Origin of the sequence: Balneola sp. (genome assembly GCA_002694685.1) — a bacterium.
Taxonomy (GTDB): Bacteria; Bacteroidota; Rhodothermia; order Balneolales; family Balneolaceae; genus Gracilimonas.
This window is the reverse complement of record NZMW01000010.1, coordinates 15,600-42,389: the sequence shown is the minus strand read 5'-3', so window position 1 is coordinate 42,389 and position 26,790 is coordinate 15,600. Positions and strand designations below refer to the sequence as shown.

27 protein-coding genes are annotated in these 26,790 nt (G+C 41.5%); 23 read left to right on the top strand and 4 right to left on the bottom strand.

Translation table 11 applies throughout. From position 1 onward, the window contains the following. Positions 1-107: 107 nt before the first annotated feature. Positions 108-842, bottom strand: coding sequence for a hypothetical protein (locus CL667_09755; GenBank protein MAL17985.1), 735 nt, complete (start codon positions 840-842; stop codon positions 108-110). Positions 843-853: 11 nt separating this feature from the next. Continuing rightward, complete coding sequence (locus CL667_09750; protein ID MAL17984.1) at positions 854-1,915, bottom strand: Nif3-like dinuclear metal center hexameric protein; 1,062 nt, start codon at positions 1,913-1,915, stop codon at positions 854-856. A 198-nt stretch (positions 1,916-2,113) separates the two neighbouring features. Between CL667_09750 and CL667_09745 the strand changes: the two genes are divergently transcribed. From CL667_09745 to CL667_09720, 6 genes are all read left to right on the top strand, one after another. After that, the gene (locus CL667_09745; GenBank protein ID MAL17983.1) at positions 2,114-2,818 is read left to right on the top strand and encodes a YggS family pyridoxal phosphate-dependent enzyme; all 705 of its coding nucleotides are present in this window, start codon (positions 2,114-2,116) and stop codon (positions 2,816-2,818) included. A gap of 63 nt (positions 2,819-2,881) precedes the next feature. Next, positions 2,882-3,196 (top strand): hypothetical protein, encoded by a 315-nt coding sequence (locus CL667_09740; protein MAL17982.1) that lies wholly within the window; start codon positions 2,882-2,884, stop codon positions 3,194-3,196. Positions 3,197-3,211: 15 nt separating this feature from the next. Further along, a complete protein-coding gene (locus CL667_09735) occupies positions 3,212-3,571 on the top strand; it encodes a hypothetical protein (protein ID MAL17981.1) in 360 nt (119 codons plus the stop codon). A 45-nt stretch (positions 3,572-3,616) separates the two neighbouring features. Continuing rightward, positions 3,617-4,276 carry a hypothetical protein gene (locus tag CL667_09730; GenBank protein MAL17980.1) on the top strand — a complete coding sequence of 220 codons (660 nt, stop codon included), beginning with the start codon at positions 3,617-3,619 and terminating at the stop codon, positions 4,274-4,276. Positions 4,277-4,330: 54 nt separating this feature from the next. Beyond that, positions 4,331-5,167 (top strand): purine-nucleoside phosphorylase, encoded by an 837-nt coding sequence (locus CL667_09725; GenBank protein ID MAL17979.1) that lies wholly within the window; start codon positions 4,331-4,333, stop codon positions 5,165-5,167. A 101-nt stretch (positions 5,168-5,268) separates the two neighbouring features. After that, positions 5,269-6,045 (top strand): hypothetical protein, encoded by a 777-nt coding sequence (locus CL667_09720; protein MAL17978.1) that lies wholly within the window; start codon positions 5,269-5,271, stop codon positions 6,043-6,045. Positions 6,046-6,115: 70 nt separating this feature from the next. Here CL667_09720 and CL667_09715 read toward each other — a convergent pair whose 3' ends face one another. After that, positions 6,116-7,120 carry a beta-aspartyl-peptidase gene (locus CL667_09715; GenBank protein MAL17977.1) on the bottom strand — a complete coding sequence of 335 codons (1,005 nt, stop codon included), beginning with the start codon at positions 7,118-7,120 and terminating at the stop codon, positions 6,116-6,118. Between the two features lie 207 nt (positions 7,121-7,327). Here CL667_09715 and CL667_09710 point away from each other — a divergent pair, with 207 nt between their 5' ends. Genes CL667_09710 through CL667_09700 form a run of 3 tightly spaced genes read left to right on the top strand, consistent with a single transcriptional unit; the run spans position 7,328 to position 9,709 of the window. Next, entirely contained in the window at positions 7,328-8,017 is a 690-nt protein-coding gene (locus tag CL667_09710; GenBank protein MAL17976.1) for a hypothetical protein, read from the top strand. Further along, the gene (locus tag CL667_09705; protein MAL17975.1) at positions 8,004-9,035 is read left to right on the top strand and encodes a hypothetical protein; all 1,032 of its coding nucleotides are present in this window, start codon (positions 8,004-8,006) and stop codon (positions 9,033-9,035) included. Before CL667_09710 ends, CL667_09705 begins: the two co-directional genes overlap by 14 nt. Further along, entirely contained in the window at positions 9,035-9,709 is a 675-nt protein-coding gene (locus CL667_09700) for a DNA-binding response regulator (GenBank protein MAL17974.1), read from the top strand. The genes CL667_09705 and CL667_09700 overlap by 1 nt, the downstream gene beginning before the upstream one ends. A gap of 57 nt (positions 9,710-9,766) precedes the next feature. Here CL667_09700 and CL667_09695 read toward each other — a convergent pair whose 3' ends face one another. Next, positions 9,767-10,306, bottom strand: a complete 540-nt coding sequence (locus CL667_09695) for a hypothetical protein (protein ID MAL17973.1) — start codon at positions 10,304-10,306, stop codon at positions 9,767-9,769. Positions 10,307-10,491: 185 nt separating this feature from the next. Here CL667_09695 and CL667_09690 point away from each other — a divergent pair, with 185 nt between their 5' ends. The 14 genes from CL667_09690 (at position 10,492) to CL667_09625 (ending at position 26,770) form a co-directional block, all read left to right on the top strand. After that, positions 10,492-10,905, top strand: coding sequence for a DoxX family protein (locus CL667_09690; GenBank protein MAL17972.1), 414 nt, complete (start codon positions 10,492-10,494; stop codon positions 10,903-10,905). 89 nt (positions 10,906-10,994) lie between these two features. Next, entirely contained in the window at positions 10,995-11,684 is a 690-nt protein-coding gene (locus CL667_09685) for a DNA-binding response regulator (protein ID MAL17971.1), read from the top strand. After that, positions 11,681-12,958: a hypothetical protein gene (locus CL667_09680; GenBank protein MAL17970.1), complete on the top strand. Its 1,278-nt coding sequence runs from the start codon at positions 11,681-11,683 to the stop codon at positions 12,956-12,958. The genes CL667_09685 and CL667_09680 overlap by 4 nt, the downstream gene beginning before the upstream one ends. A 100-nt stretch (positions 12,959-13,058) precedes the next feature. After that, positions 13,059-15,470: a hypothetical protein gene (locus CL667_09675; protein MAL17969.1), complete on the top strand. Its 2,412-nt coding sequence runs from the start codon at positions 13,059-13,061 to the stop codon at positions 15,468-15,470. A gap of 216 nt (positions 15,471-15,686) precedes the next feature. Further along, positions 15,687-16,091, top strand: a complete 405-nt coding sequence (locus CL667_09670; protein MAL17968.1) for a hypothetical protein — start codon at positions 15,687-15,689, stop codon at positions 16,089-16,091. Positions 16,092-16,094: 3 nt separating this feature from the next. Further along, complete coding sequence (locus CL667_09665) at positions 16,095-16,382, top strand: hypothetical protein (GenBank protein MAL17967.1); 288 nt, start codon at positions 16,095-16,097, stop codon at positions 16,380-16,382. Positions 16,383-16,462: 80 nt separating this feature from the next. Then, the gene (locus CL667_09660) at positions 16,463-16,990 is read left to right on the top strand and encodes a hypothetical protein (protein ID MAL17966.1); all 528 of its coding nucleotides are present in this window, start codon (positions 16,463-16,465) and stop codon (positions 16,988-16,990) included. Positions 16,991-17,119: 129 nt separating this feature from the next. Then, positions 17,120-18,730: a hypothetical protein gene (locus CL667_09655; GenBank protein ID MAL17965.1), complete on the top strand. Its 1,611-nt coding sequence runs from the start codon at positions 17,120-17,122 to the stop codon at positions 18,728-18,730. Between the two features lie 195 nt (positions 18,731-18,925). Further along, positions 18,926-21,874 (top strand): hypothetical protein, encoded by a 2,949-nt coding sequence (locus tag CL667_09650; GenBank protein MAL17964.1) that lies wholly within the window; start codon positions 18,926-18,928, stop codon positions 21,872-21,874. Positions 21,875-21,931: 57 nt separating this feature from the next. After that, a complete protein-coding gene (locus CL667_09645) occupies positions 21,932-22,939 on the top strand; it encodes a hypothetical protein (protein ID MAL17963.1) in 1,008 nt (335 codons plus the stop codon). Positions 22,940-23,016: 77 nt separating this feature from the next. After that, positions 23,017-23,457 (top strand): hypothetical protein, encoded by a 441-nt coding sequence (locus tag CL667_09640; protein MAL17962.1) that lies wholly within the window; start codon positions 23,017-23,019, stop codon positions 23,455-23,457. 75 nt (positions 23,458-23,532) lie between these two features. Then, positions 23,533-24,786: a hypothetical protein gene (locus tag CL667_09635; GenBank protein MAL17961.1), complete on the top strand. Its 1,254-nt coding sequence runs from the start codon at positions 23,533-23,535 to the stop codon at positions 24,784-24,786. Continuing rightward, a complete protein-coding gene (locus tag CL667_09630; GenBank protein ID MAL17960.1) occupies positions 24,783-25,079 on the top strand; it encodes a hypothetical protein in 297 nt (98 codons plus the stop codon). Before CL667_09635 ends, CL667_09630 begins: the two co-directional genes overlap by 4 nt. 41 nt (positions 25,080-25,120) lie before the next feature. Next, on the top strand, positions 25,121-26,770 hold the full coding sequence (locus CL667_09625) for a hypothetical protein (protein ID MAL17959.1): 1,650 nt from the start codon (positions 25,121-25,123) through the stop codon (positions 26,768-26,770). Positions 26,771-26,790: the final 20 nt, after the last annotated feature.

Sequence of the window (26,790 nt, the reverse complement as noted above, 5' to 3'; positions counted from 1 at the left end):
TATATGTTTGGCGACCTTTTTGTTGTAATATGAGCCAAACAAAAAAAAGGGAAGCGGTCGGCTTCCCTTTTTTAAATAAACAATGTGCTGATCCGAAAACGATACTATCAGATAGAAAGCTCTTCTTTGGCCTTGTCAAAGAAAGACTGATCTACCACAATACGCCCGCTACTCTCATCAATGATGATTTTGTTTTTGCGGCGGACTTCAACTTGTGTTTGAGGAGGAAGCGCCATTCCAAGAGCGGCTCCGCGATCCATTGCTACAACAGCCATTCCGTTGGTCAGGCCATTTCGGAGGCGGTTATAACTTCTCATGTATCGGTCGTCGATATCCTTCTCAACTTTCTTGCGATGCTTTAAAAGCTCTTCTTCTTCGTCTTCGGTAGATTTGACAACTTTATCGAGACTGCCGCTTTTTTCGTCAAACATTTCTTGGGCAACATCAAGATCTTCTTGAGCTTTCTCAATTTCAGGCTGAATTTCTTCCTTACGCTTCTCAATTTCCTTAAGGCGAGATTCTGCGTTCTCGATAACCTGTTTTTGAGCTTCAATCTCTTTAGTTAGAGCATCATATTCGCGATTGTTGCGAACACTAAGCTGTTGCTCTTCGTACTTCTCAATTTTTTCCTGAGAGCTTTTCAGGTCCAGCTTGAGGTTATCATACTCAACAGTAAGATTCTGATCTTCCTCTTTGAGGTTATTGAGCTTAGCTTCCTTTCGGGCAATGTCTGTTTCCAGATCAAGTACTTCTTCAGGAAGGTCGCCACGTAATTGTTTCAGCTCATCAATTCGGCTGTCAATGTATTGTAAGTTGGCTAATTTTTGTAATACTTCGTTCATGGAGTGAGGGGTCAGCTTGGTTGAATAGTTTTCGGTTCGGGCTCCGATACATAAACTTGCATCGGGTTCGTTACGGTTCGGGTTACAAATACTTCAAGTTCTTCAAATGCTTCAGACAATTCGTTTTTTAAGGCTTCTGCAATAGGGAATTCACTTTCATAGTGACCTACATCTACCAATAAGAAATTGTCATTCTCAGTAAAATAATCGTGATACTTTATATCGGCGGTAACAAAAGCCTGGGCTCCTGCTTTTATGGCCTGGTCTTTAAGGAAAATGCCGGCGCCTCCACATACAGCAACTTTCTTAATTCGGTCAACATCACCGGAGAAGCGAATGGCTTTCACATTTAGAGCTTTCGAGACCAGATGCAGGAATTCATTTTTTCCAATACCTTCTTCGGGATATTCTCCGACTACTCCCATTCCAAAATTTTGAGAGTTAGATGCCAGGTCAATTACCTGAAAACTGCCTTCTTTCAGCATGCCCTCATTATTCAGGGCTCGTTCTAAAACGGATACATTATGCTGATCAATAATAGCCTCAAAACACTTAAGGCCATCTTCCCGGCTGTTCACATCAAAGTAATGGGCTTCTTCAGCGGAATGATAATTCAGTAGCTTGAGGACAGCTTCACTGTCTGTGTGGGAAGTAATGAGCCGTATTTTGCGGCTTATGTTGTAATTTTTTTCAAGGAATTTCAGATGGTCAAGCCCAAGCATATTCGCCAATACAAAAGAGACGCCATCAAGAGCAGCATCTAAATTTGTGTGTGCAACCAACAGCCCAATATCATTCTTGATGAGCTTATATATAATGCGTCCTTGCTCATCCGTAGGGTTGATGCTTCCAATCTTGCTAAAAATAAGAGGGTGGTGTGCAACAATGAGTTCAGCGCCAGTTTCAATGGCTTCGGAAACAACTTTGTCAGTTACATCAAGGCAGGTAAGAATAGAGGTAACCTGTGCGTTCGGATCTCCTACGAGTAATCCGACGTTATCATAATCCATTTTTACTTTGGGAGGAGCCCATTGATCAAGGAAGGTGGATATTTGCCGGATTCGGGTTGACATGCTATCTATCTCCTTGGAGTTTTAAACCCGACGACCTTAGAGGCGGATAAAGTATGAATTTGAATACGTTCAATATCAATCAGTAATCATTAATTAAGATAACCTTAGAGCTTCCAAAAATAAGGCTTATTGATGAATGATAAAAGCTTATCTTGTGGTTAATTACATAGAATAGTTAAAAAGAAGACTTTTTTTGATATGAGTGACCGAGATATTGCCCAAAATCTGAAAACCATTCAACAAAAAATTGAAACTGTAGCCAAAGAAGCGGGAAGAAATCCCTCCGATATTACACTGGTTGCCGTAAGTAAAACCAAGCCCTCCTCCGATATATATAAAGCCATTGAAGCGGGAACCCTTCATTTCGGAGAAAACCGCATGAAAGAGCTTGAAGACAAAATGGCTGAAGTTGAGATGCCGGATGTTGTGTGGCATTTTATTGGCAATATTCAGACTAATAAGATCAAATATATAGCTGATGGAGTGAACTGGGTTCATTCCGTAGAAAAAGCGAAGTACTTAAAGGAAATTGAGAAAAGAGCTGCCAAAGCAAATCGCGTGGTGAACGCCTTAATTCAGGTGAACATTAGTAATGAAAACCAAAAAGGCGGCTGCAAGCCGGATGATCTGGCGGGGATTTTGGAGAAGGCTCAGGAGTATGACCATGTAGTTGTTCGCGGTTTGATGGGAATGGCCTCGTTTGTAGATGACCCCGAAGACGTGCGCTCCGAATTTAAACTGCTTAAAGAACTATTCGATACGCATCAAAAATACAATAAAGGAAGTGTGAAGTTAGAGCATTTGTCAATGGGAATGACCAACGATCTGGAGGTTGCTATTCAAGAAGGATCTACCATGGTTAGAATAGGAAGTGCCATTTTTGGTGAGCGCAACTATGGCTAACTTGAACCGTAGTAAATTTCAGCTATATTTATGAAACGAAACTAAAAGTTAGAGGGCAAAAAAATGTTATTCGGATTACCATGGTTTGCAATTATTCCTATCGTTGCTATAGTTGGCGGCTTGGTTTATGCTTACAAAGAAAAAGAGATGGAGATGGAAGAAAAGCGGATGGTTAAATCTCGCGAGCTTAATGAGATGCGGCAGATTATCCATAATCTAAAATCCAGAGTAGATGCCTTGGAGGCAAAAACATCATCATCATCTGATAAAAGAACTTCACAAGAAGAAAGAAGTCCGCTTAGTGATATTGAAATAGAGGATGAAAGTGAAAGGCAAAATAACGATAATGGTTCTTCAAGAACGAAATCCAGAGCTTAGTAAATAGGAGATTTTATGCCTGAAGAAATTATGATTATATCGGTTGTTGCCATTGTGTTTGGAACGGCACTGACGGCTTTAGTTTTAACAGGGATCTACAAGTTGATAAAGGCAAAAATTGATCAGGGGAATAAGGGTAGTTCCGGAGATATAAATCCACAGTTTTTTCAAGCACTGGGTGATTTCAAGAAGAACACAGAACGAAGACTCTCAAATCTGGAAGAAATTGTAACTGATATTGAGGAAGAACGGTACTTGGTTGACGAGGGTGAAAAGTCAATGCCTGAAATTGAAATAGAAGAACAAGAGGTGCGTTCATCTTCAAAAAAAGGGAAAGAAGATGATGGAAATCTGCGGAACATGTTAAACGAATAAATGTTATTTTAATTAAGCTTTAAGGACTACTAAAAACATTTGGTTATGAAACTGACACCTCTTGAAATAAAACAGCAAACATTTGAAAAAGGGCTTCGTGGGTACGATACAGCTGATGTACAGGCTTTTCTTACGCTGGTCTCCAACGAATTCGAACATTTGCTTAACAAAAATAAAGAGCTTGAACAGCAGATTGATAAACTGACCGAAAGAGTTAAGCATTACGAACGTGTTGAAGATGCCCTTCACGAAACCCTTCAGACTGCAAAAGAATCGATGGAGCAAAAGATTTCCGGCGCAAGGCAAGAGGCCAAGAACACGCTGGAAAAAGCTGAGATGGAAGCGGATGCTATTATCAAAGAAGCGAATCATAACCGCCAGCAAATTCGCCAAAGCATTCTGCGATTACTTGACCGCCGGGAAGAAATTATTAACGGAATCAGTTCCTATTTAGAGAACGCCAAAAATTCAGTTGACCAATTTGGGAAGGATGAGATGGAAGTGTTTAACCTTCCTAAAGAAGAAAACCTGGAAGACTCGCTGAATAATGTTAAAAAGTCGTCAAAGTTTATTCTTGATGAAAATATTGATGAAGACTCCGATGAGGCTGAAGACACGAAAGTGACCTCAGAAGGCGAAGAAGAGGATCATGCTTTCCCTCCCGGCAGCGATCGTCTCGATGATATTTTAGATGAAATAGACTAAACGATCTGATATTTTCCTTTTCAAAATCAACGGACATCTTACCAATCCTACTATATGAAACACGACACCGTCAAGGAATTCCGAACTAAAAGAGACGAAGCAGTTCAGTTCATAAAAGACGAAACCGATTTTCAGCCTGAGTACTTGCTAATCCTTGGTACAGGGCTTGGACAGCTAGCTGATGAAATTGAAACTGAGCACATCATCAGTTATTCTGATATTCCGCACTTTCCGGTTTCAACAGTAGAAAGTCATGCCGGAAAACTGATTTTTGGCAAACTTGGCGGAAAGGATGTTGTAGCAATGCAGGGGCGCTTTCATTACTATGAAGGTTATACGATGCAGCAAATTGCTTTTCCGGTTCGTGTGGCTAAAGCTGTTGGAGCACAGTCACTATTGGTAAGCAACGCTTGTGGCGGTCTGAACACAAACTTCAGCCGCGGCGATATTATGCTGATTACAGATCACATCAACTTCTTGGGTGATAATCCTCTGATTGGCCCAAATGATGACGAACTCGGCCCTCGTTTTCCGGATATGAGTGAGCCTTATACTGAGCGTCTGCTCGAGCTAGCCGAAAATGTGGCACTCGAACATTCTATCAAAATGCATCAGGGAGTGTACCTTGCCATCTCAGGGCCTATGCTGGAAACAAAAGCCGAATACCGATATATGCGTCAGTTAGGTGCAGACGTGGTAGGTATGAGTACGGTACCAGAAGTAATATCTGCAGTACATATGGGTATGGATGTACTTGGTATTTCAGTAATTACAGACGAGTGTTTTCCGGATGCTTTAGAGCCGGTTGACATTGAAGATGTTTTGTCCGCAGCTGCGATGGCTGAGCCTAAAATGACACAGGTAATTATTAGTGTTTTGGAACGTCTCTAACAACTTTTTATCCACAAAAAGCGTTACTTTTCCACAAAGTATTGCATTACTACTGACAATTCCTTTTTTATAATAAACAGCAACTATTTAGCCTGCCTAATATGCACATGCATTTTGATGGATTCGATGACGAACAGTGGGACGAATTCAAGTGGGAAGCTCACTTAAATGAAGTTGAGAAAAAGAGCGAGCAGCTTAGAAAGTTTATCGCCTCAGACCCCAAAGGGAACACACCTCGATGGCTTACTTTGCTGAAGGAAAGCCAAAACGAAGACGACGCTTTTGAAGCTTATGTGGAAGAAGAGTTGCTTATGGATGAAGCCTATTTCCCGGAAGAAGAAGATGACTGGGAAGAGGAAGATGACGATTGGGATGACGAAGATTTCCTTTTCGGTCTTGATGAAGGTGGTCCCATGGATAGCAATGATTTCGATGACTTTGATGAAGGCGAGGAGTGGAAAAGCCTGAGTGACGAGTATGTCTATTCTGACTACGGTTCTCTCGAAGATCTGGACACCTACTTCGAAGCCAAAGAGTTCGCTGTTGATATTTTGCGATGGGCTGAAACGGTTCCCGCTAAAGACCAATCAAAAGACTTTCAGGACTTTGTGGATGAAACACTGAAGATAGGAGCTAAACTTGCGGGAGGCCATTCCTTTGGGTTTGACCAAGACTACATTGGAGCCAACATCGCTTATTCTAAAAAAGCACTGGCAAGCGCAAACAGAGCCCTTGGTTTAATACAGTCTCTGAAGAAAAAGTCTCTATTCCAGAAGAAAGATTATAAAGAGCTACACTCAGTTTTATTCGAGCTCAGGAATGACATTGGAATCTACATCCAAGAACTAAGAGATCAATTCCGCTTCGGATTAGAATAGAAAAGGTAAGAGTGTTTAGGTGTTAAAGTGTTAACGAAGTCTTAAACACTTTAACACCTCAGCACGTTGACTACCAGATCCCCACTTCTTTGTTGCCATCTGAATCTGTAGCAGCGCGGAACATGGAGCCTGTATTCGTTTTCATAGAGAAGTTTCCATATTTATCTACGGCTATAAAACCTGCGTCTCCTGGTTCAAGCACTTCATCTACCAGGTAATCCATAGATTCTTGCAGACCGGCATTCTTAAATTCATAGTAGGCAGCAAGAGTGTGAGCTGAAACATTAAGCATGATTTTCTCTCCCCATCCGGTTGCTGAAACGGCAACATTTCCGTTAGCATAAGTACCGGAGCCAATAATAGGAACATCGCCAACACGACCGAATTTCTTATTGGTCATTCCACCGGTAGAAGTACCCGCAGCAAGTTTGCCGTTTTGATCCAGAGCTACAGCACCAACCGTACCATACTTCCAGGCTTTTTCTTCATTGGTTTCAATCAGGCTGGATTCTTGCTCAGCTGCCTGTGCTCTTTTTAATGATTGATATCTGCTTTCTACATAAAAATATTCAGGATCAACACGAGTTACATCAGTTTGGTCGGCAAAAGTCTCAGCACCGTCAGCAGAGAAAAATACATGTTTAGAGTCAGTCATAACTTTACGGGCAAGAGAGACTGGGTTTTTAACGGTAGTGACTCCAGTGACAGCACCAGCGTTTAAGGTAGAACCATCCATAATAGCCGCATCCAATTCATTCCGGCCTTCAGCAGTAAAAACGGCGCCTTTCCCGGCATTAAAAAGCTCATTGTCTTCGAGGTAGTTAATCGTTTTCTCAATAGCATCAAGTGAAGAACCGCCGTTCTCTAAGATCTCTGATCCAATCGATAATGCTTCATTTAGGGCATCCATATAGGCCTGTTTCCGATCTTCAGGCATGTCTTTAGATACATAACCGGCGCCACCATGCAGGGCGATAGACCATTCTTTCTGAGCAGGTTCTGATTGGTTTGATTGAGTATTCGTACAGCCCGCAAATAGCAGTACGGTAAGAAGAGCAGTAAGTAGGTGTTTCATAAAACGTAGTTAATTTAATTTGATGGATTATAACTTAGAATTACTCCATTATAAAGTATAGCAAATGCCATTTACCTATTTTAGCAGTTCTTAAAAGGCTTAAGGAGATTCATTCACCGAGAAAAGGAAGTCGTTCATCGAAAAAATTTCTGAAGGAGGTTAAACCTTGGTTTCTTTGGTTCGCAACCAAAACAAAGCAATAGGATTATGAAAAAAATAATAACCAAAGTTAGCATGCTTGCCATCTTGATGATCGGTTTATCAGGATGTTTTTTGAAATCGGTTCACCCCTTGATTACCGCAGAAAAGGCGATTCTTGTAGAAGAATTGGACGGGGTTTATGAAACCGATGACCAGCGCTGGACCTTTGCATCAGACAAGAACCCAGAGCTAGTGGCTGACCTTATCCGAAAATACCCTGATGAAGAGGTAAGTTTTGATCCCGGTGAAGAAGATAGCCTAGGCATCAATGCTTATCTAGTTCTTTACGAAAACAAAGAGACTGAAAATGCTATCCCGATTCTTTTTGTGGGGACTATAGGTGAAATTAATGGTGACCTTTTCTTGAACCTTAAAATACTGGACTTCAGTTTTGGAGAGAGCAGTGCATTTGTAGATTCACACCGATTTAACGTAAATACCTTTTCGAAAATAAAAGTAAATGAAGGTGGGCTGGTTATGGAGCCATTTGCCAGTGGTTGGATTAAAGATCAGATTGAGAACAACAGGGTCAGAATTAAACATGAGGCAGTATATTCTGATTTTGATAACTCTTCGGAGATTTTAATTACAGCTTCAACAAATGAGCTTCAAAAGTTTGTATTAAAATATGGAAAAGAAGAGGACGCCTACGAAGACCCAATTACAATGAAAAGAATGCCAAATGCAGTACAGTAAATTTTTTAATGAGAAATTGCTCATGTACAGTTTGTTCTGGGCAATTTCTTTTTATATCTGTCTTGAAGTATTTAGCCGAACAGGTGAGTATCGTAAAATAGATGTAATCTATACCTTCCTGTTTCATATACCGATGATCTTTGCAGTCACGACCCACTCCGGCTTGTTTCTGGAAAAGATATTAGCCAAAGGAAGATATGTTCTCTACTCAATTTCATTATTCCTGTTGTTGGTTACAACCATATTGGTTTATCACTTTACGTTCAATTACTTATCCTCGTGGTTGTTTGAAGACTACTTCTTAGTAGGTGTTTATAGCAATTCTGAGTTTCTCGGCTTAATCACTATCTATTTGATCTTGGGTTCCTCTCTTGAATTTTCAAAGACATGGTTTGGTGAAGTAAAAGCGAAGGCAAAGCTTGCCGAAGTTGAGTCAGAAAAAGTGGCTGCTGAATTGAAAGCGTTGAGGGCTCAGGTTAATCCACACTTTTTGTTTAATTCGTTAAATACGATTTACAGTGAAGCTTTAAAAAAGTCTGATAAGGCGCCAAGGCTCATTCTAAAATTGTCCGATATGCTTCGATATGTGGTAGATAAAATGGAACAAGAACAGGTAGCATTGGCAGAAGAAGTTGAATATCTGACCCACTTTGTAGATTTAAATAAAGAGCGTTTGAATGAGCCTGAAAAAGTGACCTTTAAGGTAGAGGGAAATCCTTCCAACGCCAGAATAGTCCCCTTACTGTTGATTATTTTTGTTGAAAACTGTTTTAAACATGGAGACCTGACTGATGACGATTCTTCAATTCAGATTAAGCTGAAGCTGGAAGAAAAGAGCCTGATGTTATATTGTAAGAATTCCGTCTTTGAAAATCCTAAAGGCCATACAGAGTCATTGAAATCGGGGATTGAGAATGCAAAAAGGCGGTTAGAGTTGGCCTATAAAGGGCGCTATAGTCTTGATATAAACAGCCAGGTTAACTTTTATGAGACAACCCTTAAAATGGAGCTGAGCTAATGCGCTGCTTAATCATTGACGATGAACCCGCGGCTCGTGACATTCTGAAAACCTATATTTCAGACACTCCGGAATTAACACTCGCAGGAGTTTGTAAAGACGCACTGGAAGCCCGAAAAGCTGTCAAAGAAAAAGATATCGAACTGCTTTTTTTGGATATTAATATGCCGAGATTAACAGGCATTGAGTTTATCAAAAGCCTTAATAATCCGCCCAAGGTTATTTTGACAACAGCTTACTCTGAATATGCTTTGGAGGGGTATGAGCTGAATGTGATTGACTATCTGCTTAAACCATTTTCGTTTGAACGATTCCTAAAAGCTATTGATAAGGCTGTCTGTGAGCCCCAACCTCTTAATAACGATGATTCATTCATTACAATAAAAGCTGATGGGAAGCTGTACCGTATTAGCTTTAATGAAATACTGTTTGCCGAAAGTCAGGGAGATTATATTACGGTTCACACCAAAGAAAAGAAGATCACCTATAACGAAACCTTAAAAGATTTTTGTTATCAGCTACCCGGTCACCTATTCAGTAGAGTGCATCGTTCTTATGCTGTAGCGCTTTCGAAAATTGATTATCTGGAAGGAAATATGATAGCAATCGGAACAGAAAAGATCCCGGTGGGCAAAGCATATAAAGATGAGTTCTTAGAAAAATATAAGGCATAAAAAAAGGGCGGCTCAGCAAGAGACCGCCCCATCTATACGTAAATTTTAAACAGCTAATTAAGCTTCAGCAGGTACGCTTTCAACAACCTGGACATTCAGGTTTAGCTTAACTTGCTCAGCAACTACAACGCTTCCCGCTTCAGTAACTGCACTCCATTTCAGGCCAAACTCTTTTCGGTTGATGTCGCCGTTAATTTCAAATCCGGCTTTGGTTTGTCCGTAAGGGTCGTCTACCGTTCCGCCATGAACTACATCGAGTGTAATTTCTTTGGTGATGTCTCTGATGGTCAAATTGCCTTTCAGCTCGTAGTTGTTACCGTCAGTGTTCTTGAAAGAAGTAGACTCAAATTTTAACTTTGGAAACTCTTCAGCATTGAAGAAATCGTCTGACTTGAGGTGTCCGTCTCTGTCTTCATTATTGGTAGTAATACTGTCAATATCGGCTTCAAATTTTACAGTGGCACCTTCAAAAGAGTCGCCTTCGGTTTCTAAAGAACCGTTAAAGCTTTTAAAATTTCCTGTTACAGTAGAGATAACAAGGTGCTTTACTTTAAATTGAATTTCAGAATGTGTTGGGTCAATGTTCCAGATTGTCATAATAATATAATTAAGTTGATGTCAAATAGTTTAATGTTGAACTAAAATACACACACATAACTTCTCCTGATAATAGATAGTTCCTATTGAGCTAATTATTTAAAACGGTTCAAGGTTTACAATGGGAATGGTCAGTAGTCGGGAAGAAGTTATGATTGATATAATCTCAATAAAACGTACAAAGAATGTATAAGAAGCTGCTTTCCGTAAATCCGAATAAATTTATCAGTACTGATTATTCCATTCTATTATTAAGAATTGGTGCCGGACTAATGATTTTCACTCATGGCTTACCCAAGCTTTTAAAAGTAATAAATGGAAACTTCGCCTTTGGAGATCCGATTGGATTGGGCCCTGAAGTCTCGCTTATCTTAGCGGCTTTTGCGGAAGGCATATGCGGGCTTTTTATTGTCTTGGGACTATGGACCCGCCTTTCAGCTGCCATACTTTCAATTAATATGGCGGTGGCTTACTTCTTCGCTCATGCCGGTGACCCCTTCAGTGCAAAAGAGAAGTCTATGTTATTCCTGCTGCTTTTTGTAGTAATTCTATTCACAGGTGGAGGAAAGTATTCGGTGGACAAAAAGATGGGCGGTTAGGGTCTAACGATGCTAAACATCGTAAAATCAATCTAATAAGACCGATTCTTCAGCTTTCCTTCAGAGTTAATAAATATCTTTAAGGCGTTATGAAGCTGCTGATAGTAGAAGACAACCCGGATTTACTTGACAATATCATCACGTATTTGAAGCGTGAAGGATATCTATGCGAAACCGCCAGCGATTATGATGCTGCTTTCGACAAAATTATGTCTTACACGTATGATGTCGTCCTTATTGACATCATGATACCCGGTGGTGATGGACTGCAAATACTGAGGGAGCTGAAATCTGTAAAACCGGAAACAAGCACCATCATTATATCAGCAAAAAATTCACTGGACGATAAAGTGAAAGGGTTGGAAATAGGAGCTGACGATTATCTTACAAAACCATTTCAGCTTGCTGAACTTCAGGCAAGAATCAAGGCGGTAAACCGGAGGAATAATTTAGGTGGAACCGAAATAGTCCGCGTGAATGAGATTTCCATCAACACAAAAACGATGGAAGTAAAGGTAGAGGGCGAGTTGGTTGACTTAACGCCTAAAGAGTATGATTTACTCTTGTATTTTGCTTCTAATAAGAACCACGTACTCTCGAAGCAGACCATTGCCGAGCACCTCTGGGGAGATTATGTAGATCATCTGGAAAATCTGGATTTTGTTTATCAGCACATCAAGAACCTGAGAAAAAAATTGGTTGCATCGGGAGCCCAAGACTACATCGAAAGCGTGTATAGCATTGGCTATAAGTTCAACACAAAGAAAGGAAAAGCATGAAGCTGATTACCAAATTCCTGCTGATTTATCTGTTTGTTAGCTCCATAGTGTTGGGTATTGGCGGCGTGATATCATACTACGTAATTAAAGATGAGATTGACCAAGAGTTGAAGTTCGAGTTTATGGATCGAATTGATCGCGTTACGTACCTACTTGAACAAGGCAAAACGTTTAAAGGGTACGATAATGTAGACCAGGATGAGAATTTGATCATAAAACCACTTGACTACCAAGTAGAGAATGATGTGCAAGTTGCTGACACCTTAATTTGGGATGACCGCCTTGAACAGGAAGAAAAAAATGTGAAAGTATCCGCATACCGCACCATCAATGATACTTCTTACTATATCTCTACCTATGGAAATATGATTGAGTCGGATGACGTGAGAGAAGCGGTGATTACTATTCTATTATGGATTCTCGGTTTGCAGGTCATAGGCGCAGTGGGGATTGGCTACTTTGTATCGGGACCATTGTTTAAGCCATTTCGTAATACACTGAAAAGAATTCAGGAATTTCAGCTTAATGAAAAGGAATACCTCAAGGCAGAAGAAACCAATGTCGAGGAATTCAGAGACTTGAATAGGTTTGTTGAGGAAATGACAAAAAAGGCTGTTTTTGACTATAAAAACCTAAAAGAGTTTGCGGAAAATGCTTCTCATGAACTGCAAACACCTCTGGCTATTGCAAAAGGAAAACTAGAGCTGCTTACAGAAACAGACTTAAATGAAGAGCAGTACAAATATGTCGAGAAGCTAGAGCGGACGCTTAAAAAAATATCCAGATTAAGTGAATCTCTGGCTTTATTAACCAAGATTGAAAATCATGAGTTTGTTAACGAGGAGAAGGTAAATCTAAGCAAGCTGATAACGGAAGGTATTGAGGCTTTTGAAGAGTTTGCGGGCTTAAATAATCTCCATCTTGAAACAGATATTGATGAAAATGTATCGGTACAAATGCACCCTTTGCTGGCCGATATAATGTGGACCAATTTATTTCAGAACGCTATTCGCCATAATGTTGAAAATGGAAAGATCAGGGTAAGGCTTAATTCCAAAAAGCTTAAGATTTCAAATACAGGAGAGGAGTTAAAAGTAGATGCCAATAATTTATTTGAACGTTTTAAGAAAGCCAATCAGAGTTCAAATTCCATTGGCTTAGGTCTGTCAATCATCAAGAGAATTACAGACCAAAGTGGTTTTGACATTTCTTATACCACCGAAAATTCATGGCACCATATCGAAATTAGTTTAAAGACTGTAAAAAGGGCCTAAGCTTCAAATTTGCTTCAGAATTGGTACAAATTTCGGGCATGATTGTGCGGTAATTTTCATTGAAGAGACCGACTATTCAACAGAAGTACATCAAAGAATCATGAAAAATATTATTTATAAAGCGTTAATCGCCATCCTTTTTTTATCAGGAAGTACAACCGCTTTTGGACAGAGCACTACTGAAAAGGTTCCAATTACGGGAATGGTTCAGGATACAGAGGGAGAGGTTCTCGCAAATGCTTCAGTGGCTATATATGATGAGGCTGAAGAAAATATTTTAACGGGAGTTGTCAGTAATCCAGATGGAAATTTCACTGTAGAAATGGAACCCGGACAGTATGTAATTGAAGTTTCCTTTCTGGCTTACAATAGCTATAAGTCTGAAATTGAAGTTGAACCCGGCCAGCCTCTTGATTTAGGAACAATAGAGTTGGCAGCCGAGCAAAGTGAGCTTGATGAAGTCGTTGTTGAAGGTCAGCGTTCTTATATGGAAATGAATTTTGATAGCCGAAGTTTCAACGTTCAGGATGATGTAACCAGCCTTGGAGGTTCTGCTCTAGATGTCTTGGATAATGTCCCCTCTATTACCACAGACTTTGAGGGAAACGTAAGCTTGAGGGGAAATCAGGGTGTTCAAATTTTGATCAATGGCAGACCTTCTAATTTGGTAAGAAATGGAACGGACGCGCTTAGCAGCATTCCTTCGAGTATGATTGAAGAAGTTAAAATTATTACCAATCCATCAGCTCGCTATTCTGCCGATGGTACCGGGGGAATTATCGATATTATTTTGGTTGATGACGCAGAGTTGGGTTTCAACGGTAGTGTGAGAGGTAATGCAGGATATCCACAGGATTATGGGTTAGGAGCCAACCTTAATTATCAGCGTAGCAAGGTAAACTGGTTCTTAAATACTCAGGTTGAATACGAAAGTGAGCCTGAATCAGGCAGTACGTTTCAAAGCTTTAGTGGAGATACCACATATGCGTATCAAGAATTGATAGATACTGACGAGACCGAAAAAGAGGCGAACATCAACTTTGGTGCAGACATCTATTTACCCGCTGATCAGTTGTTAACTCTATCAACCCGAATAAACCTCGAAGACCAAACTGAGGACAGGAATCTAAACTATACGGATTATGATCCTACAAATGATGAGGTCTATCGAGATGTATTTGACAACTGGGGTGTTGTTCAGCGGACTACTCGGGATGTGTTGGAAGAGCAAAGAGAAAGTGATTTTGATGTACGTGCCCAATATGAGAAAACATTCAAGGAAAACAATGACCATAAGCTGGTAGCCGATTTTGACTATGAGTTTGGTGAAGAAGATGGCAGAACGAACTTTGAACAGTTTGTAGAACAAGGAACAGGGAATGAAGTCAGGCAGCGCACAAATGCGGGTGAAATTTATCGGGAAGCACGCTTGGACATTGATTATGAACAACCGCTTGGAGAATCGGCAAAAATGGAGGCTGGTCTACGGTTCAACTACGACTGGCAGGATAATGATTATACCGTGGAGGAATTTCAAAATGGAAACTGGGTGCGCACTCCCGAAAACATAGGCGCCGCGGATAATTTCATCTACCTAGAGAATGTAAATGCTGCCTACGCAATCTTTAACGGCGAGCTGAAGCCATTTACCTATCAGTTGGGCATAAGAGCTGAAAACACCAATATTGAGTCCGAATTGGATCAATCGGGAACCACAAGTTCACAGTCCTATACCGACTTTTTCCCGAGTGTATTCTTGTCTTACACCATTAACGAGCTGAATTCTTTGCAGGCAAGTTACAGCCGGCGCATATCTCGCCCATGGTCAGGACAGCTGCTGCCATTTACCGAAATCGAAAATGAAAGAAACCGCGAAATTGGTAACCCAGATCTAAAGCCGGAATTTGGGAACTCCTTTGAACTTGGGTACCTAAGATATTGGGAAACAGGCTCGGTTCTTACAAGCCTATACTACAGGTACCGAACGCAGGTTATTGAGGATATAGAAACGACGGAGATTATCGGAGGTCAGTCCGTAAATATTGAACAACCGATTAATCTTGCTTCTGAAGACGCTTGGGGCGTTGAATTTTCTGCAGACCAGGAACTGTTTGACGGACTTCAGCTTTCCGGAAGCCTGAATATATATCAGTCGAATCGTGAAGGGCAGTTTCAGGGCGTTTTATACACCAGTGAAACAGAGACTTTTAGCAGTCGGATTCGAGTCAGATGGCAGTTCTTGGATAGTTGGAATTTTCAGTCCTACATTTCTTTCAGGGGAGCTCAGAACACCACTCAGGGTCGTAGAGCAGGGCGATCATTCGTTGGAACTGGATTATCAAAAGAGTTGCTAGATGGCAAGGCTAATGTATCCATAAACGTTCGCGACCTTTTCAATTCCAGAAACAGTGACAGGGAAATTATTGAGCCCAACTACTATAGAAACAGTCAATATAGCTGGTCAAGCAGGGCTTTTCGTCTGAACTTCCGCTATAACTTTGGTGGGGAATAGATATAGTGACTCGTCACAGTTGAAGTTTCTGTGTTAACTAAATCAAATCACCCTTATTAAGACCTTAAATTTAGGGTTTTAGTAAGGGTGATTTAAGTTTGTTGAGCTAATGTAATTTTAAAGAGCTAATTAAACAGACATTTGATCGAATATTTTTATATATAATTAGCTGAATAGATTTTGGTTTACGGGTGTAATTAATTTTTAGCTGCTTTCATGAAAAGTCAGAAAGTATTTAAACGTCACATCAATGAGCTCCAAAGTATCTTTAGTTTTTTGAAGGGAAATTGGAATGAATTTGAAGTTGAGGAAGGAGTACAAATGGAAATGCAGCTTTCTGTTGAAGAGCTTTTTATGAATATGGTAAGGCATAACTCAGATGCCGAGGGTGATATTAAAATGAATGTGGAAAGAAAAGGGGACAAAATTAATATAAGCCTTATAGACTCTGAAGAAGTGCCTTTTGATCTTACAAAGATAAAAGAAGTAGATTTTGACCAGTATTTTGAGGAAAAGAAATTTGGGGGCTTGGGTATCCACCTTGTTAAAGAGCTAATGGACGAAATTAAATTTAACCATTGTAATGGGATTTCAACCATCACAATGACAAAACAGATCTAGGATATGCTGACTATAGAAGAAGTGAATGAAAATGAATTAAAGTTTATCGGGGAATTTGATGCGAGCCAGGAAGGGGTTGCTTCTGAAAAACTGGAAAAGCATAACCAAACATTGACTATTGATATGGAATCACTAAATTATATTTCAAGCATGGGGCTTGGGGTACTGGTGAAAACATATCATAGACTGAATGAAAATGGGCAGTCTCTTAGATTGAAAAATCTAAACAAACACCTAAAGGATGTTTTTAAATACACCAGGTTAGATCAAATTTTTGAGTTTGTTGACTGATATTTTATAAAGGAAAGCTTTTTAGAACGGGGTAGGCTTTTCTCTTTTTTATGGTTTTTGGGTAGAAATAAATACTAAATATGACTGAAGCGGAGGACAATAGGCTCATAGAAATGAGCTTGAGGGGTGACAACAGCGCATTTGATGTGTTGGTGAAGCGGTATGAGCTGAAAATGTACCGGACCGCTTTGGGGATAGTCAAAAACAAAGATGCTGCAAAAGATGTAACTCAGGCAGGATTCATTAAGTGCTGGAGAAAACTTGATACCTACAACCAAGCCTATAAGTTCTATAGTTGGTTATATAGAATAATGGTGAATGAAGCATTGAATTATGTTCGGGACAAAAAGAGCCACACTAAATTAAGATTGCATCACTCAGATGGGAATAACCCATATTTGATGATGCTTAAAAAAGAAGAAAGCACATCATTGGCAAAAGCCATTGGAGACCTTTCCGTAGACTATAGGGTAATAATTCAGTTAAGGCATTTCGAAGAGCTGAGTTACCAGGAAATTGCAACCGTTTTAAACATAGAAGAAAAAACGGTGAAATCCCGTCTTTATACAGCGAGGATGCAGCTCAGAGATACTCTTATAGGATATTGAAAGCAGCAAATCGATTAGAAGGTTATTACTTCAAAGTCAGTAAAAAGAATTAATTAATATTTCTCACCAACTTTTTTATTACTCCTGTGTAATTATAGTAGCACGGAGAATTTTTAACAAATATATGTAATGAAACAGGAACTCATAAATCTAATACAGGCAGAAGTTGACGGGGAAAATACTCCTGCTCAAAGCCAGAAAGCGAAAGAGCTTATTAAAAATAATGAAGAGGCAAAAGCTCTATATGACGACCTGATTCATATCACCAATCAGATAAAGGCCTTGGGTTTGGCCGTTGAAACTCCTCCGAGAATTTTAGAAGAAGTAAACAAAGAATTAATAGTTGAATCACAATTAAACGAGGTACAAACCATGAGTAACAAAATCCATAAACCAACTGAGGGATCTGGCAGTTTCTTTTCAGGTCAAAATATTGCAGCCGCTTTAGTAGGTGCGGCGGTGACTCTTCTGGTCGTATTTATTACGCCGGACTTCCCACAACCAAATATGAGTGATGTAAGCGGAACTATCGGGGGACCCGGCGATGGTATTGAAAGAGCTGAAAGATATCGTGGCACTCAAATAACACATGCCGATATTTCTCTGGAAGACGAAGGGTTTCAGCAAGTGCTTCAAAGCGACGTTTTTATAGATCTTGTTGAATCTGGAGAGTTGAAGACTCTTTCCCAAAACGAATCTTTTGTTAGCCTGATGGCAAGCCCAGATTTCAATCAACTTTTTGCTAGTCCAGATTTCAACCAATTGATCGGTAGTCCGGATTTTGCACAGCTGATGTCTGATCCTTCTTTCAGCCGATTGATGGCGAGTCCAAATTTTAATCAGTTAGTATCCAGCCCGGAATTTAATGCTTTAACAGCTAGCCCAGACTTTAGCCGTCTTGCAGCTTCACCGGAATTTAGTGAGCTGATGTCTTCACCAGAGTTCAAATTGCTTACAGCAAGTCCTGATTTCAACAGGCTTTCAGCTAACCCATCATTCAATTCATTGATGGCCAGTCCTGACTTTAGCCAGCTATTAGCATCACCGGATTTTAGTCGCCTTGTTGCAAGTCCAAACTTCAGCCGCTTAATGGCAAATCCTGATTTTAACCGATTAACAGCGAGCCCTGACTTCAGTCGCCTATCCGCAAGCCCTGAGTTCAGCCGCTTGATGGACAGCCCTGAGTTTAGCAATCTAATGGCAAATCCAACATTTAGCCGCTTAATGGCAAATCCGGATTTCAACAGACTGCTTTCAAGTCCTAGTTTCAGTCAGTTGATGGCAAGCCCTAGTTTCAGCCGGTTAACAGCGAGTCCAGACTTCAGCCGTCTTTCTGCAAGTCCTGAGTTTAGCCGATTGATGGCTAGCCCAAACTTTAGCCGCTTGATTGCAAGCCCGAGCTTCAGCCGTTTAATGTCGAGCCCAAGCTTTAGCCGATTGATGGCCAGTCCAGACTTCAGCCGATTGTTAGCAAGCCCAAGCTTTGGGAGACTAATGGCTAGTCCAGACTTTAGCCGATTAGCAGCAAGTCCTGAGTTCAATCAGCTGGTAGCAAGCCCGAATTTCAGCATGTTGATGGCCAGTCCTAATTTTAACCAACTAATGGCCAACCCAAGCTTTAGTAGACTGATGGCAAGCCCGAACTTCAACCAGCTAATGTCCAGTCCAAACTTCAGTCGTTTGATGGCCAATCCTAACTTTCATAGAATGATTTCAAGCCCAGACTTCAACCAGTTTTAGTAAGTAGGGGTTTGAGGGGTACGATTAAGTAGCTTGTTTTACATACGGCAAGTAACAAGAGAAAGAATGTTCCTTTTTAAAGAGGGGCATTCTTTTGTTTTTTTTAGTTTAGTTGCGTAAATAGGTTTTAAATAAAGAATTCAATTATTCGGGGCAAAAGGGTGCAAAATAATTGATCACTTAACGGAGTGTATTTTGGGGTTATTTAAAAGGTTTTTGATTAGTGGGTGTATTCTTTTAGGGTTTCAAATTTCAGTAATTGCTCAGTTTAAAACCGTAAAAACAGAAGACCTTAATCTCGTCTATTACAACTTTGGTCACGAGTATCTGCTAAACCATACTATTCGCAGCTACACGAATGCGTTGAATTTTCACAAAGAAAAATTTCAGTACGAAATCACAGAACCCGTTACGGTTATCATGTCGGATTTTGGGGATTTTGCACAAGGGGGAGCTTCGGCTGTTCCCAATAATGTGATTTTGATGGGTATCGCACCGTTTCATTATGCGTACGAAACCAACCCTGCAAACGAGCGCATCGGTGTTTTGATGAAGCATGAGTTGGTACATATCATTGCCCAGGAAAAATCATCAAGTTCTGACCGGTTTTACAGAAAAGTATTCAGTGGCAAAGTATTTCCGGATAAACAAGATCCCGTTTCTATGCTTTATGGCTATCTCACTGCGCCAAGAATATTTTCACCTCGATGGTATCATGAAGGTATAGCGGAATATATGACCACATGGATGTCTGGCGGAATTGGCCGCGTTTTTGGGGCTTACGACGAAATGATGTTCCGAACCATGGTTAGAGATTCGGCTTATATGTATGATGCCGTTGGGTTGGAATCAGAAGGGACAACCACAGATTTTCAGGTAGGGTCAAACTCCTACATGTATGGAACCCGCTTCATGGCTTACCTATCAAATACCTATGGCCCGGAATCTTTATTGGAATGGGTATCACGAGATGATGAAAGTAAAAGGTTTTATGCTGCACAGTTTAAGCAGGTCTATGGAAAGTCTTTGGATGATGGCTGGTCTGAGTGGACAGACTGGGAAAAACAGTGGCAAAAAGATAACCTCGAAAGAATCCGTAAAAACCCGATAACTGAAAGAGAGGTGTTGTCTGAAAGTCCGCTGGGGGGAGTATCAACGGCAATTTACGACGAGAAGCGAGACAAGATTATACTTGCTGTAGATCTGCCTGGGAATATAGCTCATATCGCTTTGCTTGATCCCGATACCGGTGAGATGGAGCGGGTGACAGACATCAAAGGATCAGCGCTGTATTTTGTAAGCTCACTGGCTTTTGACAGTGAAACCGGTACTATATTCTATACAAACGACAATAACGGATGGCGTGATTTATACTCAGTAAATATCGATACGAAGAAGCCTAAGTTATTAATCAAAGATCTAAGGGCGGGGGACTTGGTCTTTAATCCTAATGATGAATCTTTATGGGGCATCAGGCACCTAAACGGGATTGTGTCTCTGGTTAGAATGCCCTACCCATACACGGACTGGAACAGGGTTTATTCAATGCCTTATGGGGAGGATATTTTTGATATTGATATTTCACCGGATGGAAAAACACTAAGTGCAGCTGTAGGAGATGTGCAAGGTCTGCAAAAATTGGTGATGCTAAGTACTGAAACTCTCTTAGAAGAGAAGTACGAGCCAACAGAGGTTTTCGATTTTGACGTGAGCTCCCCGGCAAGCTTCAATTTTTCTAAAGACGGGAAGTTCCTGTTTGGCTCAACCTACTATAGCGGAGTTTCAAATATTACCCGATATGATATCGAAAAAGATGAAATGAAGTGGTTGACCAATGTAGAGACCGGGTACTTTAAGCCTCTTCCCATAAGCGAAGATACCTTGATGGCATTTGAATACACCGGAACAGGATTCCTTCCGGTATTGATCAAGAATGAACCGGTTGAAAACGTAAGTGCTATTCAGTTTTTAGGGCAGGAAATTGTTGAGAATCACCCCATGGTAATAGACTGGATGTTGCCACCTCCTTCACCAGAAACGATGGATGTTGAGAAACTGAAAACGGGTCAGTCTGCTTACACTCCAATGGGTAATCTTGCGCTCACTTCAGCATATCCGATTATTCAGGGATATAAAGATTACGTAGCCGGCGGAGTCCGGTTTAATTTTAATGATCCTCTTCGCTTTCATAATCTGGGAGTGTCCTTTTCATACTCGCCCTATTCAAGCCTGGCGGGTGACGAAGAATTTCATGCCTCATTTCTATACGAAACTTCACAATGGAGGTATTTTGGAAACTATAATGGGGCAGATTTTTATGATTTATTTGGCCCAACCAAACAATCGAGGAAGGGATACTCACTAGGCTTGGGAAGATCTTTTCAGCTCATTGATAATATAGACCGGTCTTTGAGTTTAAACCTGACCGGCGCTTATTATGGGGGCATGGAGCGCCTTCCAAGCTTCCAGAATATCATTACTTCATTTGAAGAATTTGTGTCGGTTTCGGGAAGATTATCCTATCAAGCACTGCTCAACTCTTTGGGTGCGGTTGATTATGAAAAAGGCTGGAAATGGGAGCTGCTAAGTTCAAATAATTATGTAGAAGGCACACTTTTTCCGAGAGTAAGCCAAAATCTGGATTATGGAATTGCTCTTCCCATTCGTCACTCATCTATTTGGTTAAGGTCATCTGCGGGTGTCTCATTTTCTCCCCGAAGAGAACCCCTTGGGAATTTCTATTTTGGTGGATTTGGCAATAACTGGATTGACTATCAGCCAAGCAAAAGATATCGGGAGTACCTTTCGTTTCCGGGAGCAGAACTTAATGAGGTCGGCGGGACAAATTTTGGTAAAATGATGGTAGAGTGGTCCTTGCCTCCTATACGATTCAAAAGAGCCGGCTTTATGAACTTATATGCAAATTGGGCTCAGCTCAACCTCTTTACCTCCGGCTTGTTGACAAACATCGATGACGATCAGTTTAAGCAGCGATATTACAATGCCGGGGCACAGTTGGATTTCAGGCTTTCGGTAATCTCGATATTAGAATCTAACTTGTCATTTGGATACGCCTCTGCATGGAATGATATTACCGGACAAAGAAGTGATGAATTGATGGTTTCACTAAGACTCATGCGGTAGGAAGTAAGATGGGTGGCAGAAGTAATGCGAAGGTTAGTTTATAGGTAGTACATTCTCATGATAACAACGGTTCTAGAATTTGGCATTGCCTTTTTACCCATTGTAGTATTTCTATTTGGAATGTGGATGTTTGACAGCTTCCAGCTTGTTAAGAAAAGAGAAGTAGTCTACACCATTTTGATTGGCTTTGCTGTGGCCGGGGCAGCTATTCTTGTGAATACACAAATTATGGAGTTTTCCGGCATCACACGAAGCTCTTTCTCTCGATTTATAGCTCCGGTGAGTGAAGAGATCCTGAAAATCCTGTTTGTGGTTTATTTGATCAGAGCCAATAAAGTCGGCTTCATGATTGACTCAGCTATCATGGGTTTTGCTGTTGGGGCAGGCTTCGCTATTGTCGAAAACCTATACTACCTGAGCGTGCTTACGGATGCCGGACTCATAACATGGTTCGTGAGAGGTTTTGGAACGGCCATTATGCACGGAGGCACAACGGCTATCGCGGCGATAATCAGCAAAGATTTCTCGGACAGAAAAGAGTGGCCGGCTTTTGCAGCATTTATTCCCGGACTGGGTGCTGCGATTCTAATACACGCTCTGTTCAATATGTTCATACTCCCGCCCACAACCTCAACACTTTTGATTGTATTCTTACTGCCGCCCGTGTTTTATGGAATTTTTAAACGAAGCGAGGAGAATACTCGAAATTGGTTGGGTACCGGCCTGGACAGTGATATGGAGCTGCTGCAAATCCTGAAAGCAGGGGATATATCAAAGACTAAAATGGGAGCTTACATTAAATCCATTCAGGATAAATTCCCTCCACTTGTGGTGGGTGATATCATTTGCTACCTGAGGATCTATCTCGAGCTGTCGGTCAAAGCAAAGGGGATCTTAATCATGAAAGAAACAGGACTTGAGCTTCCACCTGACCCGGCTATTGAAGCACAGTTTAAAGAGCTGGAGTATCTTGATGGTCAGATCGGAAAAACCGGAAAGCTGGCTATTCAACCTCTTTTAAAAATTAATAATACTGATTTATGGCAGCTTTCTATGATGAGGTAGTTAGAAACAAAAAAGCCATGCAAATCATCTGTTATAAAGGCTTTTGGTTTTAGCCTGTCAGCACCTATTTTAAACCAATGATTGAGTTAACCCGAAAAATAGTGTTCAAACAAACGGCCAGGCTACTGATAGTAGCCAGCGTGTTGTGCGTATTTTTTGGAAATGGCGTCCATGTACATGCTATATTTGATCATATGTTTGAACACGGTGATGTCCATGCCTTTGTGCACACCCATTCGGAAGATCAGACACAAAATCATAGTCACGCGGAAGAGTTTGATGATAAGGATGCCCACCAGCATCCAACGGCTAGCGTTGACCTAACGGGAACACTAACTCAAAAGACTACAAGTAAGGCTGACACTAATCCGGACCCTTTTTCTGCCCCTGATGTTTTAAGCAGCCAAAGAACTTTACAATCTCCGGTCCTGCTTTATTTAGATCTGCCTCCGCCGGATCATCTTAACCAATCCACCCCATTTTCTTCTTACTCTCTTCGCGGCCCACCCCTGGGATAAATCTATCCCTTTGCCAGATAGCATCTCTAATCCGCTATCTCAATAGCATTCAATAACCATTAATACATCCTATTTATGAATTCATCCAAGTGGTGGATCTTGTTCTTGGTATTCCTGTGGATACCGTTTCAGGTTCACGCCCAAACTCAGACTCTTTCCTTAGAGGACGTTGTTGAGCGATTTAAACAATACAGCCTCCAGCAAGAGCTGGCAGAGCTTGATAAGCTTCGAAAACAGGGAGCGGCTCAACAGTATAAATCGTACATGAATCCCGAGGTGAGCATCTTCAGCGAGCAGCTCAATGCCGGCACGCTCGATTATGATGAAACGACCTATCAGATTTCGCAGCCGATTGAACTGCTGGGGCAACCCTTCCTTCGAAATAAAAGCGCGACCAAAAGTAGTGAGGCTGCAGAATTAAGCTATGAGTATGATCGCTCAGTGCTCATTCAGCAGGTAAAATCGCTGTATGCTGGATACTGGTATTTACAGCATAAACTGGAAGTGTACGAACAGGCACTTGCGGTTATTAATCATGTGTTGGCATCATCTAAAGCACGCCAAACGGAAGGCACGGAATCGGGACTTCAGGTGCAGCGTTTTACCGTTGAAAAGAACCGGTACCTGCGAGAGCGAAATAATGTAGAACTGGAAATGATGCAGGCTGGCAACCAATTGGCGGCCATGATCACTTCATCCGAAGAAACCGGTTTTAAATTTCAGGTAGAAGCTGATTTACCGGTTGAGCCGATCATGGAAGATTCAGAAACGCTTCAAGACTATGCCTTGACCCACCGCGCTGATCTTGAAGCCATGGAGCTGGAAGCAGAAGCTGCTGGATTAAATTACAAAGTCGAAAAACGAGAACGCCTGCCGGACTTAAAGGTGAATTTCGGATATAAAAATCAGTCGGACGGCTCGGAAGGTTTTGTAATTGGCGGGGGCATACAGCTGCCCATTTTCAACCGAAACAGTGGAAGCATCACCATGGCAGAAGCCAAACATCGAAGCGTGGAAACATCGATGCAGCTCCAAAGGCGAACCATTCGTAATCAGGTGGATGTAGCTTACCATCGTGTTCAAAATTTGTATGCGCAGTGGCAAGAGATGCAACAAAATCCACTTTCTGCGGAAATGTTGGAAACATCACGGTCAGCTTATCAGGAAGGACGTTATTCGCTGATCGAACTGCTGGATGCCACCAAGGCTTACGTCGATGGTCGTAGTCTTCAGCATCGCATCACAGCTGATTACCAGCAAGCCCTATTTACACTCGATACCATCACTTCAGGAAAAATATTATCAACTCAAAAAACTTCAGAACCATGAAAAATCTATTCACAGCACTATTTGTAAGTCTTGCATTTATCATCGCCGGATGCGGCTCAGAAAAAGAAACGCATAGCCATGGAGAAGACGGCGATCACACCCATGAAACTCCGGCTCAATCATCCACCTCCGGTGATAGTGATGCCGTTCGAATAGGAGGCGGTGACCAAGCAACAGAAGAGGACTCAACTCATGCCCACGATGAAGAAGGAGACCATAGCCATGGGGAAGATGGGGATCATACTCATGAAGAGGATACCCATTCTCACGGGGATGAAGAGCACAGTCACTAATTCCATGAACAAACCACTTATCACGAATAAATTTTAAAGCAATGAAACAGCTTATACTAACCATAATTTTAGGTACCTCTCTGGCGATGATGGGGTGCGGCGGAAGCGGTGATGAAAGCCACAGTCATGGTGAAGATGGTGACCATACCCACGAGCAAACTGCCCAGCAAGAACCGGAAGATGATAGCCATTCCCATGATGGAGAAGATGCCCATAGTCATGCGGAAGATGCCCAGTTGGAAGGAGCCGGGGTAATTACCCAATGGACCAATAAAACCGAACTGTTCATGGAATATCCTGAACTTATTGTAGGTCAGGAAGCCACCTTCGCCGTTCACCTGACCCGGCTTTCAGATTTCCAGCCTATTTCTGAATCAGAAGTACAGTTTGTGTTTAGTTCTGAGCGGGGTAACGAAGGTTCCCTAACCGAAACGGAAGTGCAAATTCCGGGCATCTACGGACCGGATGTTATTTTTGAGCGAGCAGGACGATATGACTTAACTATTATCATCCAGGGAATGGTAGATGATACCCTACAGGTAAATGGTATTCCTGTTTATGCATCCGCAGGAGACGTTCCGGCTACTCACGAGGAAGAAGACCCAAATCTGATTTCCTTTTTGAAAGAGCAGCAGTGGAAGATCCCTTTTGCTACGCAGAAAGTAAGTCGACATACACTTTCTGAAACGGTGGACGCACACGGGGAGCTCAAACCGGTTCAAAGCAGAGAAGTGGTTGTCTCGGCGCCCTTTTCTGGGATCATCCTGAGTAGTGCCAATGAAAACCTTCCAGTTGAAGGTCAGAACGTGCGAAAAGGTACATCATTGGTGCAGCTGAACCCTTCTATCCAATCTGCAGATGGAGAAAACTATGCTCAGCAGTTTATCAATGCACAATCACAATTGTCTTTGGCCAAAAAGAACCTGGAACGGTCAAAGCGATTATATGAGAAAGAAGCGATCCCAGAAGTGGAACTGGAAAGAGCACGAATCGAATACCGTCAGGCGCTCACGCAATTTCAGACAATCAACGAGATCGCTCAAATTGATACTGCAACGGTAGATACTTATGGCGACTCAGAATCCTCTTATCGCTTTGAAATGAAAGCACCGATATCCGGAACCGTAGTGGAATCCTATGTGCAACCCGGAAAGCAGGTGAAAGCCGGAGAGCCTCTCTTAAAAATCGTCGATATGAGCAAAATGTGGTTGAGTGTTCACGTTCCCGCAGCTAAGCGAATAGCCATTCAAAATCCCGGCGCGGCTGTTTTTTACGTGCAGGGTAATGAGAGAATGTACGGAATGAACGAGGTGAACGGACGCTTGCTGAGTGCCGGAAAACAGGTAGATCCTGAAACACGAACACTTTCGCTGATCTATGAAATTGATAATCCAGAAGGTTTGCACAGCGGACTCTTTGTGACCGCAGAGATCGACACCGATCAAAAAGAAAACGTGATCGCGATTCCAGAATCAGCCCTTATTGAAGAGGAAGGTAATTTTGTGGTGTATGTACATGTGGCCGGAGAATCCTTCGAAAAAAGAGCGATAACCACGGGCATTAGAAACCGCGGCTGGGTGGAAGTGACTTCCGGCCTGGAAGAAGGCGAGCATGTGGTTACAACCAATGCGTACCAGGTAAAATTAGCTTCTTTGTCATCTGAAGCACCTTCGCACGGACACTCTCATTAATCATCAGGAAAGGAAATAAA